The sequence below is a fragment of the Micromonospora luteifusca genome, from assembly GCF_016907275.1.
Lineage (GTDB): Bacteria > Actinomycetota > Actinomycetes > Mycobacteriales > Micromonosporaceae > Micromonospora > Micromonospora luteifusca.
This window is the reverse complement of sequence record NZ_JAFBBP010000001.1, coordinates 4,542,909-4,558,564: the sequence shown is the minus strand read 5'-3', so window position 1 is coordinate 4,558,564 and position 15,656 is coordinate 4,542,909. Positions and strand designations below refer to the sequence as shown.

General features: G+C 72.1%; 13 protein-coding genes and 2 pseudogenes. 3 read left to right on the top strand and 12 right to left on the bottom strand.

The annotated features are described in order from the left end of the window. Window positions 1-27: 27 nt before the first annotated feature. Window positions 28-870, top strand: coding sequence for an endo alpha-1,4 polygalactosaminidase (locus tag JOD64_RS20855; RefSeq protein WP_204943748.1), 843 nt, complete (start codon window positions 28-30; stop codon window positions 868-870). 44 nt (window positions 871-914) lie between these two features. Here JOD64_RS20855 and JOD64_RS20850 read toward each other — a convergent pair whose 3' ends face one another. The 9 genes and pseudogenes from JOD64_RS20850 to rsmD form a co-directional block, all read right to left on the bottom strand. Continuing rightward, window positions 915-3,134: an MMPL family transporter gene (locus tag JOD64_RS20850; RefSeq protein WP_204943747.1), complete on the bottom strand. Its 2,220-nt coding sequence runs from the start codon at window positions 3,132-3,134 to the stop codon at window positions 915-917. Window positions 3,135-3,355: 221 nt separating this feature from the next. Next, a complete protein-coding gene (gene mutM, locus JOD64_RS20845) occupies window positions 3,356-4,213 on the bottom strand; it encodes a bifunctional DNA-formamidopyrimidine glycosylase/DNA-(apurinic or apyrimidinic site) lyase (RefSeq protein ID WP_204943746.1) in 858 nt (285 codons plus the stop codon). A 226-nt stretch (window positions 4,214-4,439) separates the two neighbouring features. After that, window positions 4,440-5,156, bottom strand: a pseudogene (gene rnc, locus JOD64_RS20840) (ribonuclease III); the annotation flags it as partial. Further along, window positions 5,153-6,139 carry a phosphate acyltransferase gene (locus JOD64_RS20835; RefSeq protein ID WP_204943745.1) on the bottom strand — a complete coding sequence of 329 codons (987 nt, stop codon included), beginning with the start codon at window positions 6,137-6,139 and terminating at the stop codon, window positions 5,153-5,155. The pseudogene rnc and the gene JOD64_RS20835, both read right to left, overlap by 4 nt. 114 nt (window positions 6,140-6,253) lie before the next feature. Next, the gene (rpmF, locus tag JOD64_RS20830; protein ID WP_030335284.1) at window positions 6,254-6,427 is read right to left on the bottom strand and encodes a 50S ribosomal protein L32; all 174 of its coding nucleotides are present in this window, start codon (window positions 6,425-6,427) and stop codon (window positions 6,254-6,256) included. A gap of 5 nt (window positions 6,428-6,432) precedes the next feature. Continuing rightward, window positions 6,433-6,996, bottom strand: a complete 564-nt coding sequence (locus JOD64_RS20825; RefSeq protein ID WP_091393061.1) for a YceD family protein — start codon at window positions 6,994-6,996, stop codon at window positions 6,433-6,435. Between the two features lie 110 nt (window positions 6,997-7,106). Further along, window positions 7,107-7,604: an SPFH domain-containing protein gene (locus JOD64_RS20820; RefSeq protein WP_204943744.1), complete on the bottom strand. Its 498-nt coding sequence runs from the start codon at window positions 7,602-7,604 to the stop codon at window positions 7,107-7,109. Window positions 7,605-7,831: 227 nt separating this feature from the next. Then, a complete protein-coding gene (gene coaD, locus JOD64_RS20815) occupies window positions 7,832-8,314 on the bottom strand; it encodes a pantetheine-phosphate adenylyltransferase (RefSeq protein WP_204943743.1) in 483 nt (160 codons plus the stop codon). Beyond that, on the bottom strand, window positions 8,311-8,874 hold the full coding sequence (rsmD, locus tag JOD64_RS20810) for a 16S rRNA (guanine(966)-N(2))-methyltransferase RsmD (protein WP_204943742.1): 564 nt from the start codon (window positions 8,872-8,874) through the stop codon (window positions 8,311-8,313). Before rsmD ends, coaD begins: the two co-directional genes overlap by 4 nt. A gap of 540 nt (window positions 8,875-9,414) precedes the next feature. Between rsmD and JOD64_RS20805 the strand changes: the two genes are divergently transcribed. Continuing rightward, on the top strand, window positions 9,415-10,620 hold the full coding sequence (locus JOD64_RS20805) for a cell wall anchor protein (RefSeq protein ID WP_204943741.1): 1,206 nt from the start codon (window positions 9,415-9,417) through the stop codon (window positions 10,618-10,620). A gap of 104 nt (window positions 10,621-10,724) precedes the next feature. On the opposite strand, the gene recG is transcribed toward JOD64_RS20805, so the two are convergent. Together recG and JOD64_RS20795 are read right to left on the bottom strand one after the other, a co-directional pair. Next, the gene (gene recG / locus JOD64_RS20800) at window positions 10,725-12,923 is read right to left on the bottom strand and encodes an ATP-dependent DNA helicase RecG (RefSeq protein WP_204943740.1); all 2,199 of its coding nucleotides are present in this window, start codon (window positions 12,921-12,923) and stop codon (window positions 10,725-10,727) included. Then, a pseudogene (locus JOD64_RS20795) lies at window positions 12,920-14,531 on the bottom strand (DAK2 domain-containing protein). The gene recG and the pseudogene JOD64_RS20795 overlap by 4 nt, the downstream one beginning before the upstream one ends. Before the next feature lie 303 nt (window positions 14,532-14,834). Between JOD64_RS20795 and rpmB the strand changes: the two are divergent. Then, entirely contained in the window at window positions 14,835-15,026 is a 192-nt protein-coding gene (gene rpmB, locus JOD64_RS20790) for a 50S ribosomal protein L28 (RefSeq protein WP_091671657.1), read from the top strand. Between the two features lie 154 nt (window positions 15,027-15,180). Here the strand turns inward: rpmB and JOD64_RS20785 are convergent, their stop codons facing one another. Then, the gene (locus JOD64_RS20785; protein WP_204943739.1) at window positions 15,181-15,642 is read right to left on the bottom strand and encodes a GNAT family N-acetyltransferase; all 462 of its coding nucleotides are present in this window, start codon (window positions 15,640-15,642) and stop codon (window positions 15,181-15,183) included. Window positions 15,643-15,656 lie beyond the last annotated feature (14 nt).

Genomic DNA, 15,656 nt, shown 5'->3' with positions numbered 1-15,656 from the left:
GGGCCGCCCGGGACCCGGGAGCTGCCGATGCGGATCCGGCCGCGGCGACGCGCCGCCGTACACCCACTGCGCCGCGTCCTCTCGGCCGGTGTCGTGCTCGTCCTGGTGGTGCCGGCGTACGGGTGCCGACCCGAACTGACCCCACCCGGCGCGCCCACCCCGTGGCCGGTCGCGCAGGCCCGCCACTGGCAGTGGCAGTGGCAGCTCAGTGGCCCGCTCGACCCGGCGGTGGACGCCGACGTCTTCCTGCTCGACCCGGTGGACACCACCGCCGCGCAGACCGCCGAGCTGCGTTCCCGGGACCGCCGGTTGATCTGTCACGTGCACGTCGGCTCGGTTCGCTCCGCCGACCCGGATGCCAGCCGCTTCCCGGACGTGGTGCAGGGCACGGCCGCCCGCCGACCCAACAGCCGGTGGCTGGACGTCCGGGGGTGGGACGCGCTGGAGCCGGTGCTGGCCGACCGGTTCCGGTTGTGCCGGGGCAAGGGCTTCGGTGCGGTGGCGCTCGCCGACGCCGACGGGTACGCGTCCCGCACGGGCTTCCCGCTCGACTTCGACGACCAACTGCTGTTCAACCGCCGGCTCGCCCAGTTGGCCCGCTCACTCAGCCTCTCCCCCGGGCTGGTCAACGACGTGCCGCAGCTCGCGGCGCTGGCCCCGGATTTCGACTTCGTGGTCAACGAGGAGTGTGTCCGGCTGCGCCAGTGCGCCAAACTGCTGCCGTTCGCCGACGCGGGCAAGCCGGTCTTCCACGTCGAGTACGTCGGCTCGACCGACGACTTCTGCGTCACCACCGTCGGCTACGGGTTCGCCTCGATCCGAAAGGACCGCGACCTGGACGCGTGGCGGGCAGCCTGCCCGCTGCCCTGATGCCGCTGGCCGGACCGCGGTCGCGGCCCGGCCAGAGCGCATGGTCAGGGGACCGGCACCAGCTCCGGGGCGGGGGCCGGCGGATCGACGGGGGCGGGTGCCGGACGCTGGCGCAGGAAACGCGGAGCCCACCAGTTGGCGTCGCCGAGCAAGGTCATCAACGCCGGCAGCACCACTCCCCGGATGACCGTGGCGTCCAGCAGGATCGCCGCCGCCAGGCCGATGCCGAGCTGCTTCATGTCGATCGTGCTCAACGTGGCGAAGATCGAGAAGACGCCGACCATCACGACCGCCGCGCTGGTCACCACCCCGGCGGAGGAGGTGATCCCGTACGACACGGCGTCGCGGTTGGGCATGCCGGCCCGGATCCCCTCGCGGATCCGACTGACCACGAACACGTGGTAGTCCATCGAGAGGCCGAAGAGCACCACGAAGAGGAACAACGGCAGCCAGGACACGATCGCGCCCATCGACGTGAAGCCGAGCAGCCCTTCGGCCCACTCGCCCTGGAAGACCAGCACCAGCAGCCCGTACGCGGCACCGGCGGAGAGCAGGTTCAACGCGATCGAGCTTGCCGCAACCACGACTGACCGGAAGGTGAGCACCATGACCAGGAAGGTCAGCACCAGCACGAAGCCCATCACCAGAGGCAACTTGTTCCGGACGTGCTTCGCGTAGTCCGTACTGTCGGCCACGCTGCCGCCGACCGCGTACTCGATGCCGGGGATGCCCCGCAGCTCGGCCGGGACCAGGTCCGCGCGCAGCTTCTCCAGCGACCGCACCGACCTGTCGTCCCGACTGGAGTACGGGGTGGCGACGTCCAACACCGACACCCGCCGGTCGGCCGACACCTCGATCTTCGGGCCGTCCGCCTCCGCCGGGGCGAACAGCGGATCCCCGGTGGCCCGGGTGGAGAGGTCGGTGAGGGCGGCGCGAACCCGGTCGGCCTGCTCGGCCGGTGCCCGGACGGCCACCACGTGGTTGGTGCCGGTGCTCGGGAAGGCCGCGGTGAGCCGGTCGTACGCCTGCATGGCCGGCGTGGTGCGCGGCAGGTCCTCCATGCCGGGGAACTTCAGCTTCATGCCGAGCGCCGGCGCGGCCAGCGCGAGCAGCAGGCCCACCGAGATGACCAGCGTCACCACCGGCGCGCGCAGCGCCGGCCGGAGCACCGCCGGCCAGAGCCGGGGTGCGCGTGGCTCACCGTGCCGGGACGTACGCGGAGCGGTCAGCCGCCAGAGCAGCGGCACCCGGGGACGGTCGACCCAGCGGCCGAGCCTGGCCAGCAGGGCGGGCAGCACGGTCAGTGAGCCGGTCACCGCGACGGCGACCACCAGGATCGAACCGATGGCCAGGGACGAGAAGACCACGTCGCCGGCGAGCAGCAGCCCGGCCATCGCGATGATCACCGCGAACCCGGAGACCACCACGGCGTGCCCGGAGGTTTCGGCGGCGATCTCGACCGCGGCCAGGCCGGAGCGGCCCTTGGCCCGTTCCTCCCGCTCCCGACGGATGTAGAACAGCGAGTAGTCGACCCCGACCGCCATACCGATCAGCAGGATCACGGGTGCCGTCGTGTCGGTGGCCGGCACGAGGTGCGAGGCGAGCGTGGACAGGCCCATCGCGGCGGCGACCGACGAGAGCGCCAGCAGCACCGGCACGCTGGCCGCGACCAGTGCGCCGAACGCGATGATCAGGATCGCCAGGGTGACCGGCAGGCTGAGCAACTCGGCGCGCTTGAAGTCCTTGCCCAGGGTGTCGTCGAGGGCCTGGCCGATCGACGGCCCGCCGACCTGCTCGACGCGCAGCAGCGGGTGCGCCGCCTGCACATCGGCGGTGGCGTCGCGCAGAGGCTGCACCCGGTCCGAGGCGGTCTCCGGGTCACCGGACATGGTGATCGGCAGCAGCAGCGCCGAGCCGTCCCGGGCGGTGATCGGCTGACCCACCTCGGTGACGCCGGTGACCGTACGCAACCGGGCTGCCGCGTCGTCCGCCGCCGCCTTCGCCGCCGTCTGGTCCAGCGCACCGCCCCGCGACGTGATGAGGACGTTGTCCACGGCCGGGTCGTCGAAGTCGGCGGCGTCCACGATCAGGCTGGCGCGCCCCGCCTCGCCGATCGCCTGGTCGGCGCTGGTGGCCTCGTTGAGGCCGGCGGCGCTGCCGCCGACGAAACACACCGCCACGAACACGGCCCACAGTGCGATCGCCCGCCACGGGTGTTCGGCGCTCCACCGCGCCAACCGCACCGTCACCGGTCTGCTGCCCATCTCGGGTCCCCCTGTCACGTCAACCCCCTGTCAACGGTGCTGACGTTAGGTGCGTGACGAGGCGGTCACATCGGGGAACGGCCCTGGCCCGCCCCGGAACCCGTACACCATGGCGGCGGGCCGACCCGCCGGGCATCGACCCGCGATCCGGACAGTTCCCGGGGGCCAGCCCGGAGCGTCCGGACGCGACCCGCCGGGACCGACCCGGAGCCGGCTCCGGGTCATCCCCGAAGGGAGCCCCGGGGCCGTGGCTGACAGCGCGGGCAGCTGTACGAGGACCGGTTCATGAATGCCTCACGGCGGATCGGCGCCCCGCACCGACGGCACGGCTCACCCTCGCGACCGTAGGCGTTCAGCTCCCGGTCGAAGTAGCCGCTCTCCCCGTTGACGTTGACATAGAGGGCGTCGAAGCTGGTCCCACCCACCTTGATCGCCTCGGCGAGCACGTCGCGGACGTGGCCGAGCAGGCGCTGCGCGGCCGGGCCGGTCAGCGCGTCGGTGGGTCGACCCCCGTGCAACCCGGCGCGCCAGAGCGCCTCGTCGGCGTAGATGTTGCCCACCCCGGAGATCAGGGTCTGGTCGAGCAGTGCCCGCTTCACCTCGGTGTGCCGGCCACGCAACGCGGCGACGAACGCCGCGTCGGAGAACTCCGGGTCCATCGGGTCGCGGGCGATGTGTGCGATCTCGTCGGGCAGCTCGGCGCCGCCCTCGCTCACCGAGAGCCCACCGAACGTGCGCTGGTCGACGAAGCGCAGCTCCGGCCCGTCGTCGGCGAACCGGAACCGGACCCGCAGGTGCGTCTCGTCCGCGGTGCCCGGTGGTTGGAGCAGCAGCTGACCGGACATACCGAGGTGCCCGATGATCGCGTCGCCGCTGTCCAGCGGCAGCCAGAGGTACTTGCCGCGACGGCGGGCATCCAGCACGGTCCGGCCAGCGAGCACGTCCGCGAAGTGCACGCCGCCCAGGACGTGCCGGCGAACGGCACGCGGGTGACGGACCTCAACCGAGGCGATCCGGCGGCCGATGACCCATCGAGCCAGCCCCTGCCGGACGGTCTCCACCTCGGGCAGCTCAGGCACGCCGCAACCCCGTCTCGTGGCCGTCGGCACCCCCGGCCGGCAGGGCCTGCGCCAGGTGGTCGGCCTGCTCGGCCTGGGCCGCGCGCTCGGCGCGCTCCAACGGCCCGAACGGCTCGCCCCGGTCGGCCGCGTCGTCCGGGTCGACCGGCTGGTCCGTGCGGTCGTCGCCGGCCCGCCCGTCCTTGCCGTCGATGCTGGCTTGGCTGTCCTTGCCATCGTCGCCGGCTTGGCCGTTCTGCTCGGCGAGCGTGCGCCAGGCGGCCTCGGCGGCCCGCTGCTCGGCCTCCTTCTTGCTGCGTCCCTCGGCGCCGCCGTACCGGTTGCCGGCCACCACCACCCAGGCGGTGAACGTCTTGAGATGATCCGGGCCGGTGCCCTCGATCCGGTACTCCGGGACCCCGAGCCCGAGCGCCGCCGTCAGCTCCTGCAGGCTGGTCTTCCAGTCCAGTGCGGCGCCCCGCCCAGCCGACTCGGCCATCAGCGGGTCGAAGAGCCGGTGGATGACGATCCCCGTGGTGTCCAACCCGTACTGCAGGTAGATCGCGCCGAGCAGCGCCTCGAGCGTGTCGGCGAGGATGCTCGCCTTGTCCCGGCCACCGGTGGTCTCCTCGCCCTTGCCGAGCAACAGGTACGCGCCGAGGCCGTCCGGGCCCAGGCCACGGGCCACGTCGGCGAGCGCCCGCATGTTGACCACGCTGGCGCGCAGCTTCGCCAACTGCCCCTCGGGCAGGTCCGGGTGGTTGTGGAAGAGCGCGGTGGTGATCACCACGCCGAGCACCGAGTCGCCGAGGAACTCCAGCCGCTCGTTGGTCGGCAGCCCGCCGTTCTCGTACGCGTACGAGCGGTGGGTCAGCGCGCGCTGCAGCAGCTCGGGTTCCAGGCTCACGCCGAACGCGGCTTCCAGGTGACCGACGGACGCCCGCCGCCGCTTGTCGTTGCTCATGATGTGCGTACCTCGGTGTCGGTGGAGCGGTCGGTGCGGTTCGTCGTGGCGTCGCCGTCGAGCAACGCCGAAACCAGATCGGTGGCGCGCCGCCGCCACAGGTGGGCGGCGAGGGCTATGCCGGAGGCGACGTCGTCGGCACGAGCGGAACCATGGCAGACGACCACCGTCCCCGCGACGCCCAGCAGGGCGGCCGCTCGGGGCGCGCCGCCCTCGGCAGGTGGGCCGCCGGCCATCGCGTACGCGCCCTCGATGGCCTTGAGCAGCACGTTACCGGTGAAGCCGTCGGTGACGACCACATCGACGCGCGCGCCGAGGGTCACGTCGTACCCCTCGACCAGCCCGACGTAGCGCGCCCCACCGGGCAGCGGCTCGACGGCGAGCAACGGGTCGGTGGCCCGGCGGACCCGGTCGCCCTTGCCGGCCTCGGTGCCGACCGAGAGCAGCCCGACGCGCGGCGCGGCGATCGAGTGCGCCACGGCGGCGTAGGCGGCGCCGAGCACGGCGTGGCGCGCGAGGGTGGCCGGGCGGGGTTCCAGAGAGCCGCCGACGTCGAGGAGCACTACCGGCCCGGCCACGGCAGGCAGGGTGGCGACAAGCGCAGGTTGGCGGATCTCCGGCCAGCGGCCGAGGCCGAGCACTGCGGCGGTGACGGTCGCACCGGTGGCGCCAGCGGAGACCAGGGCGTCGGCGGTCCCGTCACGGACGGCGGTGACCGCGGCCCGGACCGTGCTCTGGGCGCGGGCGGCCATGGGATGGTCGGCCATGCCGACGACAACGCGAACGGGCCGCACCGTGATCCGGGCGCGTTGCGCCGGATCGAGGGCAGCGATCAACTCGTCGGCGACCTCGGCCGGGCCGACGAGCAGCAGGTGCAGGTCAGGGTCGGCGCGCATGGCCCGCAGAGCGCCGTCAACCACGACGGCGGGAGCGTCGTCCCCGCCGAGGAGGTCAACGGCGATCCGCGCGGTGCCCGGCTCCACCGGAACGCCGACCGGAGTGGGCCGGCCAGCGTCGGAGGGAGCCGGGGCACCGGGCGAATGCCAGGATGCGCGCGCCGCCCGACCTGAGGTCGGGGGCGTCACTCGGCGTCCAGGTCAGACCTCGAGAACCTGGCGGCCGTTGTAGGTGCCGCAGACGGAGCAGGCAGCGTGCGGCAGCTTCGGGGACTTGCACTGCGGGCACGCGACGGTCGCGACCACGGTCGCCTTCCAGTTCGCCCGGCGGGACCGGGTGTTGCTGCGCGACATCTTGCGCTTCGGGACGGCCACGGTTCTTACTCCTCTGTAACGGTCAGTTGCGACAGGCCCGCCCAACGCGGGTCGATCTGCTGGTGACTGTGGTCGGCCGGCAGATCATCCCAGTGCGCCCCGCATTCGGGACACAACCCTGGGCAGTCCTCCCGGCAGAGCGGGTTGGTCGGCAGCGTAAGCACCAACGCGTCCCGCAGCGCCGGCTCCAGGTCGATCAGATCGCCCTGCATCCGGCCCACCTCGTCCTCGTCGGTCGTGGCGTCCGTGGTGCTGTCCTCATACGCGTACAGCTCCTGGATCGTCACGCCCATCGAGTCGTTGATCTCGCGCAGGCAACGGCCGCACTCGCCCCGGACGGGACCGGTGATGGTCCCGGAGACGAGCACGCCCTCAGACACCGACTGCAACCTCAGATCGAGGTCGAGGTCCGCGCCCTCCGGCACGCCGATCAACTCCACACCGAGGTCCGCCGGTGCCGGCACGACCCGCCGGACCTCACGCAACGCGCCAGGGCGGCGCGGGAGGTCCCTCGTGTCGAGGACCAGCGGCGACCTGGGGTTGAGTGTCGATGGCGAGTGCTTGGGCATAGTCAGACTCCGGCCGGTGAGAGGCCGACAAAAAAGGTTACCTGGGCGACCGCCGGACCGTCGAACCGGGGGCGACGCCCGCCTGAGAATGTCGGCTGGTGAGGTGCCGCTCAGAAGGGTAGCGGGCGATCCGCCTCATCCCCACCGAAGGTGCCGATTTCGCGTAGGGCGTGCATCTTGTCTCGGCCACGCTCTATCGAGGCCAGCGCCCTGGTGAGGAACTGCTCGAAGTTGGCCAGCGCGGTGTCGACGTAGTCGTCGACCTCCTCACGCAGGCGCTGCGCCTCGGCCCGAGCCTCGGCGATGATCCGGGCGCCCTCGTGCTCGGCCGATACGGTGATCTCGTTCACCGAGACCAGGCGGGCGTGTTCTGCCTCACCCTCGCTGATGATCCGGTCCGCCTCACGCTTGCCGGCGTCCATGATCTTGTCGCGCTCCTCGAGGAGCGCGGCGGCGCGACGCAGGTCGGCGGGGAGGTCGGCGCGCATCTCGTCGAGCACAGCGATCATCTCGCCCCGGTCGACCATGCAGTTGTTGCGCGACATCGGGACGGAGCGGGCCTGCTCCACCATGGCAATCAGTTCGTCGATGCGATCGAGCGGGTCCACCGGTACCTCACTCCTGTCGTTCGTCGGCCGACCTCCATGATGCGGGCTACGGCCGTTCCCCGCGCCACCAATCATGTCGTGCGAGCCCCACACAAGCCCCATCCGCCCCAACCCGGCGCGTCGCGACATGGTCACCCCGCGCCGATGTTGCACCAACTGTTACGGCAATCCGGCACAAAAGGGGCAACAGCGCGACCGAAGGTGCAAGATCGCGGGGAGCGGGTGGGTCAGGGGCGGGGACCCAGGCGGGTTTGCAGGGCCTCGCGGACCGGGTCGGGCACGTGGGCGGAGATGTCGCCACCCCACTTGGCCACGTCCTTGACCAGACTCGACGAGAGGAACGAGTAGAGCGGGTTGGTCGGCATGAAGAGCGTCTCGACGCCGGCCAGCCCAATGTTCATCTGGGCCATCTGCAGCTCGTAGTCGAAGTCGCTGACCGCCCGCAGTCCCTTGATCAGCACACTCGCCTGCTGGGCCCGGCAGAAGTCCACCAGCAGCCCTCGGAACGACTCGACCCGCACGTTCCCGTACGAGGAGGTCACCTCGCGGAGCATGTCGATCCGCTCCTCGACGGTGAACAGGCCACTCTTCGACTGGTTCACCAACACACCGACGATCACCTCATCGAAGAGCCGGCTGGCTCGCCCGATGATGTCGAGGTGTCCGTTGGTGACCGGGTCGAACGAACCGGGGCACACCGCACGTCTCATGATCGGCGACCGTACCAAAGGGTGGTCTCGCCGTACCGGCGACTGCGCTCGGCGGTGATCCCGTCCACCCAGTCGAACTGCCTGGTGCGACTGGACCGCTCCACCACCACCAGCGCGTCGGGCGCCAGCCAGCCGCCGTCGACCAACGCGGTCAGCACGGCGGTGATCTCCTCGGCCGGCACCGCGTACGGCGGGTCGGCGAAGACCACGTCATAGGTCTCGCCGCCGGGACCAGCGGCCAGCACCGTCGCCACCTTGCCGGTGACCAGGCGAGCAGCCGTGCCGGCCCGCAGGGTCGCCACGTTCTCCCGGATCACCCGGGCCGCCCGCGGGTCGGACTCGACCAGCAGCACGTGCCGGGCCCCCCGGGAGAGCGCCTCCAGCCCGACCGCGCCGGAACCGGCGTACAGGTCGGCGAAGCAGGCGCCGTCGAGGTCGACCTCGGCCTGGACGGCACTGAACAGCGCCTCCCGCACCCGGTCGGACGTGGGTCGGGTGCCGGCGCCGGGAGGCGCGGCGATTCGCCGCCCGCCGAGCGTCCCGGCCACGATCCGGGTCACCGTTTCCTCCTGCTCATGCCCGCGACGCTACGCGAGCCGGCGCGGGCCGCGACCGACACCGCCCGTATCACCAGCCACCAGGCCCGAGCCGAGCCGCTCGGCCACGCCGTCGACACCGAACGGCACCGGGCGACGGATGCACCGACAAGCGTTATGACTCATAGGTATAAATATGCCCCTGAGTCATAACGCTTGTCGGGATGTCCGCCCTGCGGGTCGGACGACAGACGTCCGCACTTCGCACCGGCACTTGAGGACGATCCGGGTCCATTGCGGAGCCCCAGTCGACCGCCGCCGCCGTTCCTCAGTGAGCGGACGAGCACCTGCCGTTCATCAAAGATCACGAATCGATTACATTGCCTAATGGCAATGATCTGAGCTCCCCTCATTCATGACCCGCCAGTACAGTCACCCCCTGTCCCCGCTTCGCGCGGGAACACTCCCGCGTTGCGCGACGTCCCGGTGAGCAGACGATCCGTCCGGTCGCCCGGCCTCCCGGCCTCCCGCACGCAATCCGTACCCCCTCACCAGGAGCAGGCGTTGAACCTCCCCAAGTCTCCGTTGCGGCGCGTCGCGGCCATCGCCGCGGGCGCGCTGATCGGCCTCACCGGTGTCGGCGTCGTGGCGTCCCCCGCCAGCGCCCACTACTCCGCGGTCAGCGGCCAAGCGGTCTGCGACACCACCACCGGCGAGTGGGTGGTGACCTGGACCGTGGAGAGCAAGGCCCACTACTCGTCCAAGTTCTTCCGGCTGCGTACTGTCAATCTCACCCCCGCCGACACCACGGTGACCAACATCAAGGTGTCGGAACCTGGGAAGTACCCGTACGACGTCAACACCCCGATCACGGGCGAGCAGCGGGTCCCCGGCTCGGCCACCAAGGCCACCCTCGCGGTGAAGGCCAAGTGGGACGACGGTTACCCCGAGGACAACGCCACCAAGGGCATGGTGACGTTCGGCGGCAAGTGCGAGAAGGACACGCCGCCGACCACCACCCCGCCGACGACGCCGCCGCCGACCACCCCGACGACGCCGCCGGTCAGCCCGACCCCGAGCCCGAGCGTGACCACCCCGCCGTCGGCGGTCACCGTCCCCACCGCCAGCTTCGCCTCGGACTGCGAGGGCGCCGTCACGGTGACGCTGGCCAACGGTGCCGACGCCACGGCCGACGCCAAGCTCACCGTCAAGGCGACCGGCTTCTCGCAGACCTACACCGTCGCGCCGGGTGCCAGCAAGAGTGACATCGTCGTTCCGGCCAAGGCCGGCGCGATCACCGTCAGCGAGGGCGACAAGACGGTCGGCACGCCCTACACCTGGGCGACCCCGGAGGACTGCGTCAAGCCGGGTGAGCCCCAGGCTGGATTCGAGTCCACCTGCGACAAGCTCGTCTTCGGCTTCGCCAACCCGGAGAACGGCAAGGCCTTCGAGGTGACCCTGACCCCGAACAAGGGCGAGGTGCAGAAGCGGACCGTCGAGCCCGGCAAGACCGTGGTCGTCGAGTTCGCGGCGTCCGAGGGTCTGACCGTGACGCCGGCGGCCGAGGGCCTCGACGACACCAGCCCGATCGCCTGGGAGAAGCCGGCCGACTGCAACGCGGGTCAGGGTGGCGGCGACAAGGACGAGCCGGCGCTGCCGCTGACCGGTGCCGCGACCGGCGGGATCATCGCTGGCGCCGTGGTGCTGCTCGCCGCTGGTGCTGGCCTGTTCGTGATGGCGCGTCGTCGTCGGGTGCGCTTCACCGCCTGAGATAACCCGCTCTGACAAAAACTGAGGGCGCGTCGACCATCCGGTCGACGCGCCCTCGGTGTATTCCGCTGATCAGTTGATGAGAAGCAGGCCAGGCGGACGCGTCAGCCCTTTTCCAGGTACTCCGCGCGGTCCTCGTCGACCAGTGCCGCGACCGAGGCGGCCAGCGCCGGGTTGCGGGTCAGCTCCGGGTCCTCCTCGACTAGGGTGATCGCCTCGGCGCGGGCGTCGCGGATCAGGTCGGCATCACGGCGCAGCGACAGCAGCCGCAGGTGCGAACGGTGCCCGGACTGGGTGGCACCCAGCACGTCACCCTCGCGGCGCTGCTCCAGATCCAGCTCGGCGAGCTTGAAGCCGTCGCTGGTGGACGCCACCGCGTCCAGGCGTTCCCGTGCCGACGAGCCCTCGGCCGCTTCGCTGACCAGCAGGCAGAGCCCTGCGGCCGCGCCCCGGCCGACCCGGCCACGGAGCTGGTGCAGTTGGGAGACACCGAACCGGTCGGCGTCCAGCACGATCATGACGGTCGCGTTCGGTACGTCCACGCCGACCTCGATCACGGTGGTCGCCACCAGCACGTCCAGCTCACCGGCGGCGAAGGACCGCATCACCGCGTCCTTCTCGTCGGCCGGTAGGCGACCGTGCAGCACCCCGATCCGCAGGCCGTGCAGCGGCCCCTCGGCCAGCAGCGGAGCCACCTCGGTCACCGCCAGCGGCGGCCGACGGCCGTTGTCGTCCACCGGGGGCGGCTCCTCGTCGGAAGCCGGCCCCTCTCCGATGCGCGGGCACACCACGTACGCCTGATGGCCGGCGGCCACCTCCTCGCGCACCCGACGCCAGGCCCGGTCCAGGTAGGCCGGCTTCTCGGCGGCCGGCACCACGTGCGAGGCGATCGGCGATCGGCCCCGGGGCAACTGGGAGAGGGTGGAGACCTCCAGGTCGCCGTAGACGGTCATCGCCACCGTGCGCGGGATCGGGGTGGCCGTCATCACCAGCACGTGCGGCGGCTGGTCGGCCTTGGCCCGCAGAGCATCGCGCTGCTCGACGCCGAAGCGGTGCTGCTCGTCGACGACCACCAGGCCCAGATCAGCGAAGTCGACGCCCTCGTAGAGCAGGGCGTGGGTGCCGAGCACGATGCCGGCGGCGCCACTGGCCACCTCGCCGAGCGCCCGTCGGCGAGCTGCCGCGCCCAGCGAACCGGTGACCAACTCGACCCGGGTGGCGTGCTCGGCGGAACCCAGCTCGCCGGCCTGCCCGAGCGGCCCGAGCAGGTCGAGCATGCCGCGGTGGTGCTGGGCGGCCAGCACCTCGGTCGGTGCCAGCAGCGCGGCCTGCCCTCCCGCGTCGACCACCTGGAGCATCGCCCGCAACGCCACCACCGTCTTGCCCGACCCCACCTCACCCTGCAACAACCGGTGCATCGGGTGCGGGGCGGCCAGATCCTCGGCGATCTCCACGCCGACGTCGCGCTGACCGGCCGTCAGCTCGTACGGAAGTCGGGCGTCGAAGGCGTCCAGCAACCCGCCGGGGCGTGCCGGGCGCGGCCGGGCCGGCCAGTCAGCAGCCCGGTGCTTGCGCTGCACCAGGGTCAACTGGACGGCGAACGCCTCATCCCACTTGAGCCGCCGCCGTGCCCGGTGCAGCTCCTCCTTGCTGGTGGGCCGGTGGATCTCCTGGAGGGCGGTGCCGAGCCCGACCAGCTTGCGGCTGGCCCGCACGGTGCCCGGCAGCGGATCGTCCGGCGGGGTGAACGTGTCCAGTACGACCCGGACACAGCGGGCGATCACCCAGGTCGGCACGGCCGCGGCGGCCGGGTAGACGGGGATCAGGGCACCGGCGAACTCCTCGATCTCGTCGTTGACCGCCGCCTCGCCGTCACCACCCTCGCCGAGCAGGACGTACTCCGGGCCGTTGAGCTGCCGTTTGCCCCGGAACTCGGTGACCTTGCCGGCGAACAGCCCCCACCGGCCGGGGCGCAGCTCCCGCTCGCGCCATGCCTGGTTGCCGAAGAACGTCAACGTCAGCTGCCCGCCGGAGCCGTCGCCGACGGTCACCTCCAGCAGGTTGCCGCGCCGTTGGCGCATCGGGCGCACGGCGGTGCGCTGCACCTGGGCCAGCACGGTGACCTGCTCGCCGACGTCCAACGAGCGGATGTCGGTGTGCTCGCCGCGCTCGTCGTAGCGTCGCGGGAAGTGGTAGACCAGGTCACCCGCGGTGTGCAGGTCGAGGTGTGCGGCCAGCGCCTTGGCTGTCTTGTCCCCGACCAGCTTCTTCAGCGGAGTGTCCACGGTGGCTGGTTCGCTCATTCGATCCCTACCAGGAGCGGATAAAACGGTTGGCCGCCCGTACGTGTGCACCTCGACGAACGGCCAGCGCCGCGCGACGTGCGCGCGGACGGCATCGGTGAGCCCGGCCGGGGCGTCCGCACCGGCCAGCAGGGTGACCATCTCGCCACCGCCGCCGAGCATCCGGTCGACCACGGCCGCGCAGGTGTCGGTGAGGTCGGTGCCGATCAGGTGCACCTCCCCCTCCACCAGCGCCAGCACGTCGCCCGGACGGCACGGGCCGGCGACCGTCAGCGCCTCCCGGCTCGCATGGCAGACCTCGGCGTAACGGCAGGCCCCGGCGGCTTCCGCCATCGCGATGACGTCGTCCTCGAAGCGCCGGTCGCCGTCGCGGACCGCGAGGGCGGCGAGCGCCTGCACGGGCGAGCGGGTCGGCACCACGCTCACCTTGATGCCGTACCGATGGGCCTCGCGGGCCGCCGCGCTCGCCACCGCCTCCGTGTTGGGGTCGTTGGGCAGCACCACCACCCGGGCCGCGCCCGTGCCGCGGACCGCGTCCAGCAGCTCACCCGTGGACGGGTTGCCCGGCACCACGGTGGCCCCCTCCGCGGCGAACAGCTCGGCGATGCCGCCACCGGTGGCCACCACCACCGCGGCCCGGCCGTCCGCGACCGGGCCGCTGGGCGGCTCCGGTTGGTCGGCGAAGCGGGTCACCGAGATCCGGTACGGGCGGCCGGCGACGATGCCCGCCTCGACCGCCGCGCCCACGTCGTTGACGTGCACGTGCACGTTCCAGGTGCTCTCCGGCTCACGCCCGTCGCCGACGACGACCAGCGAATCCCCCAGTGCGTCCAGCGCCCGCCGCATCCCGGCCACCGCCTCGGCCCGGGCGTCGAGCAGGAACTGCACCTCGTACGCGTACTCGTCCGAACCGGCCTCCCGGGCGACGCTGGCCGCCGGGCGGGCGGAACGCGGCGTCGGTGCGGGCCGGGCGGCGCTCTCGCCGGTGAGCACCTCGACCAGGGCGTCGAGCAGCACGCAGAGCCCCCGGCCGCCCGCGTCGACCACGCCCGCGCGGGCCAGTGCCGGCAGCTGCTCCGGGGTCCGGGCGAGCGCCTCGGCCGCCGCCCGGGCGGCGACGCGGGCCACCGCCGGCAGGTCGCCGCTGTCCGCGCGTTCGGCCGCGGCGGCGGCCGCCGCGACCACGGTGAGCAGGGTGCCCTCGACCGGCCGGGCAACCGCGGTGTACGCGGCGGTGGCGCCGGACCGCAACGCGGCGGCCAACTCCCGGCCACGCACCGCCGGCACCACGGCGACCTCGTCGGCGAAACCACGCAGGATCTGCGAGAGGATCACCCCGGAGTTGCCGCGCGCGCCGAGCAGCGCGCCCTGGGCCATCAGCCGCAACGCGTGCCCGTGCGCGGTCGGCCCGCTGTCGGGGAGAGTGTCCAGATCCATCGCGAGGGCCTGCTGGGCCGAGGTGAGGGTGAGCACCAGGTTGGTGCCGGTGTCGCCGTCGGGCACTGGATAGACGTTGAGCTGGTCGATCTCGCCCTGGTGGCGCTTCAGCGCGGCCAGCCCACCCGCGCACCAGCGGCGGACCGCGGCGGCGTCGAGGGTGTCCAGCACGGCCAGAAGCCTACTGGCGCGCACCGACACGCGTCGGACTCGTCCGGCGTGTCCGGTTGCCCCTGCACCGGACGGCACTCCTTCCCGGGTCGATCAGCCCCGGCCTGCCCTGCGGGTACAGTGGCCGCCGGAACCACCCCCATTTCTCCGGCGGGCCGACCCACCATCCGCTGGCGGGGGCGCGGCTGGCCACCGGGTCAGGGCGGTTGGTCCCGCCGGCGGGGCATCGGGTAGGCTGACCAGGTTGCCCGTGCAGCACCTCTGCCGGCGACCTCATGAACGTTTCAATCCCAGGAGTATCCCGTGGCTAGCGTGTGCGACGTCTGTGGCAAGGGGCCGGGCTTCGGCCACAACGTGCCCTGGTCCAAGAAGAAGACCAACCGCCGCTGGAACCCGAACATCCAGTCGGTGCGCACCCCGGCCGGTGGCGGCAACACCAAGAAGCTGCAGGTCTGCACCTCGTGCATCAAGGCCGGCAAGGTCACCCGCGCCTGACGCGGCAACACCAAACTTCTCGTTCGGCTCAGCCGGCGGACCCTGAGGTCCGTCGGCTCTGTCGTGTCCCTGTCGAACGGCGCACCGCCGGCCCGCAGCCGCAGGTCGCGCCCGAAGACCGCCCGCCCCGCCCGGAGCCGGCGGTGACCGCAGGTCAGAGGGTACGGCCGAAGGAGACGCAGCCCTCCGCGTCCTTGTAGAAGCCGAAGTTCGGGATCCGCTCGTAGCCGGCGGAGCGGTACATGGCGATCGCCTCGGGCTGCTTGTCGCCGCACTCCAGGACCACCCGCTTGCGGCCCTGCTCGCGAGCCGAGCGCTCAACGGCGGCCAGCACCGTGCGAGCCACGCCTCGCCCACGCGCCGCCGGGGCGGTGTACATCCGCTTCAGCTCCGCGGTGTCCGCACCGTGGCTGCGCCAGCCACCGCAGCCGACCGGCTCGCCAGCCAGATAGGCGACGAGGAACGCCCCGTCGGGCGGCTCGAACTCGGTGGCGTCCACCGGGGTGTCGTCGCCGGAGCCCCCGTAGCGGGCAGCCAGGTCAGCCAGTGCGGCACTGATCAACTGCTGCGCCACCGGTGCGTCGAACCGCACCACCCGGATCTCGATCTCACTCACGGTATCCAGGGTAC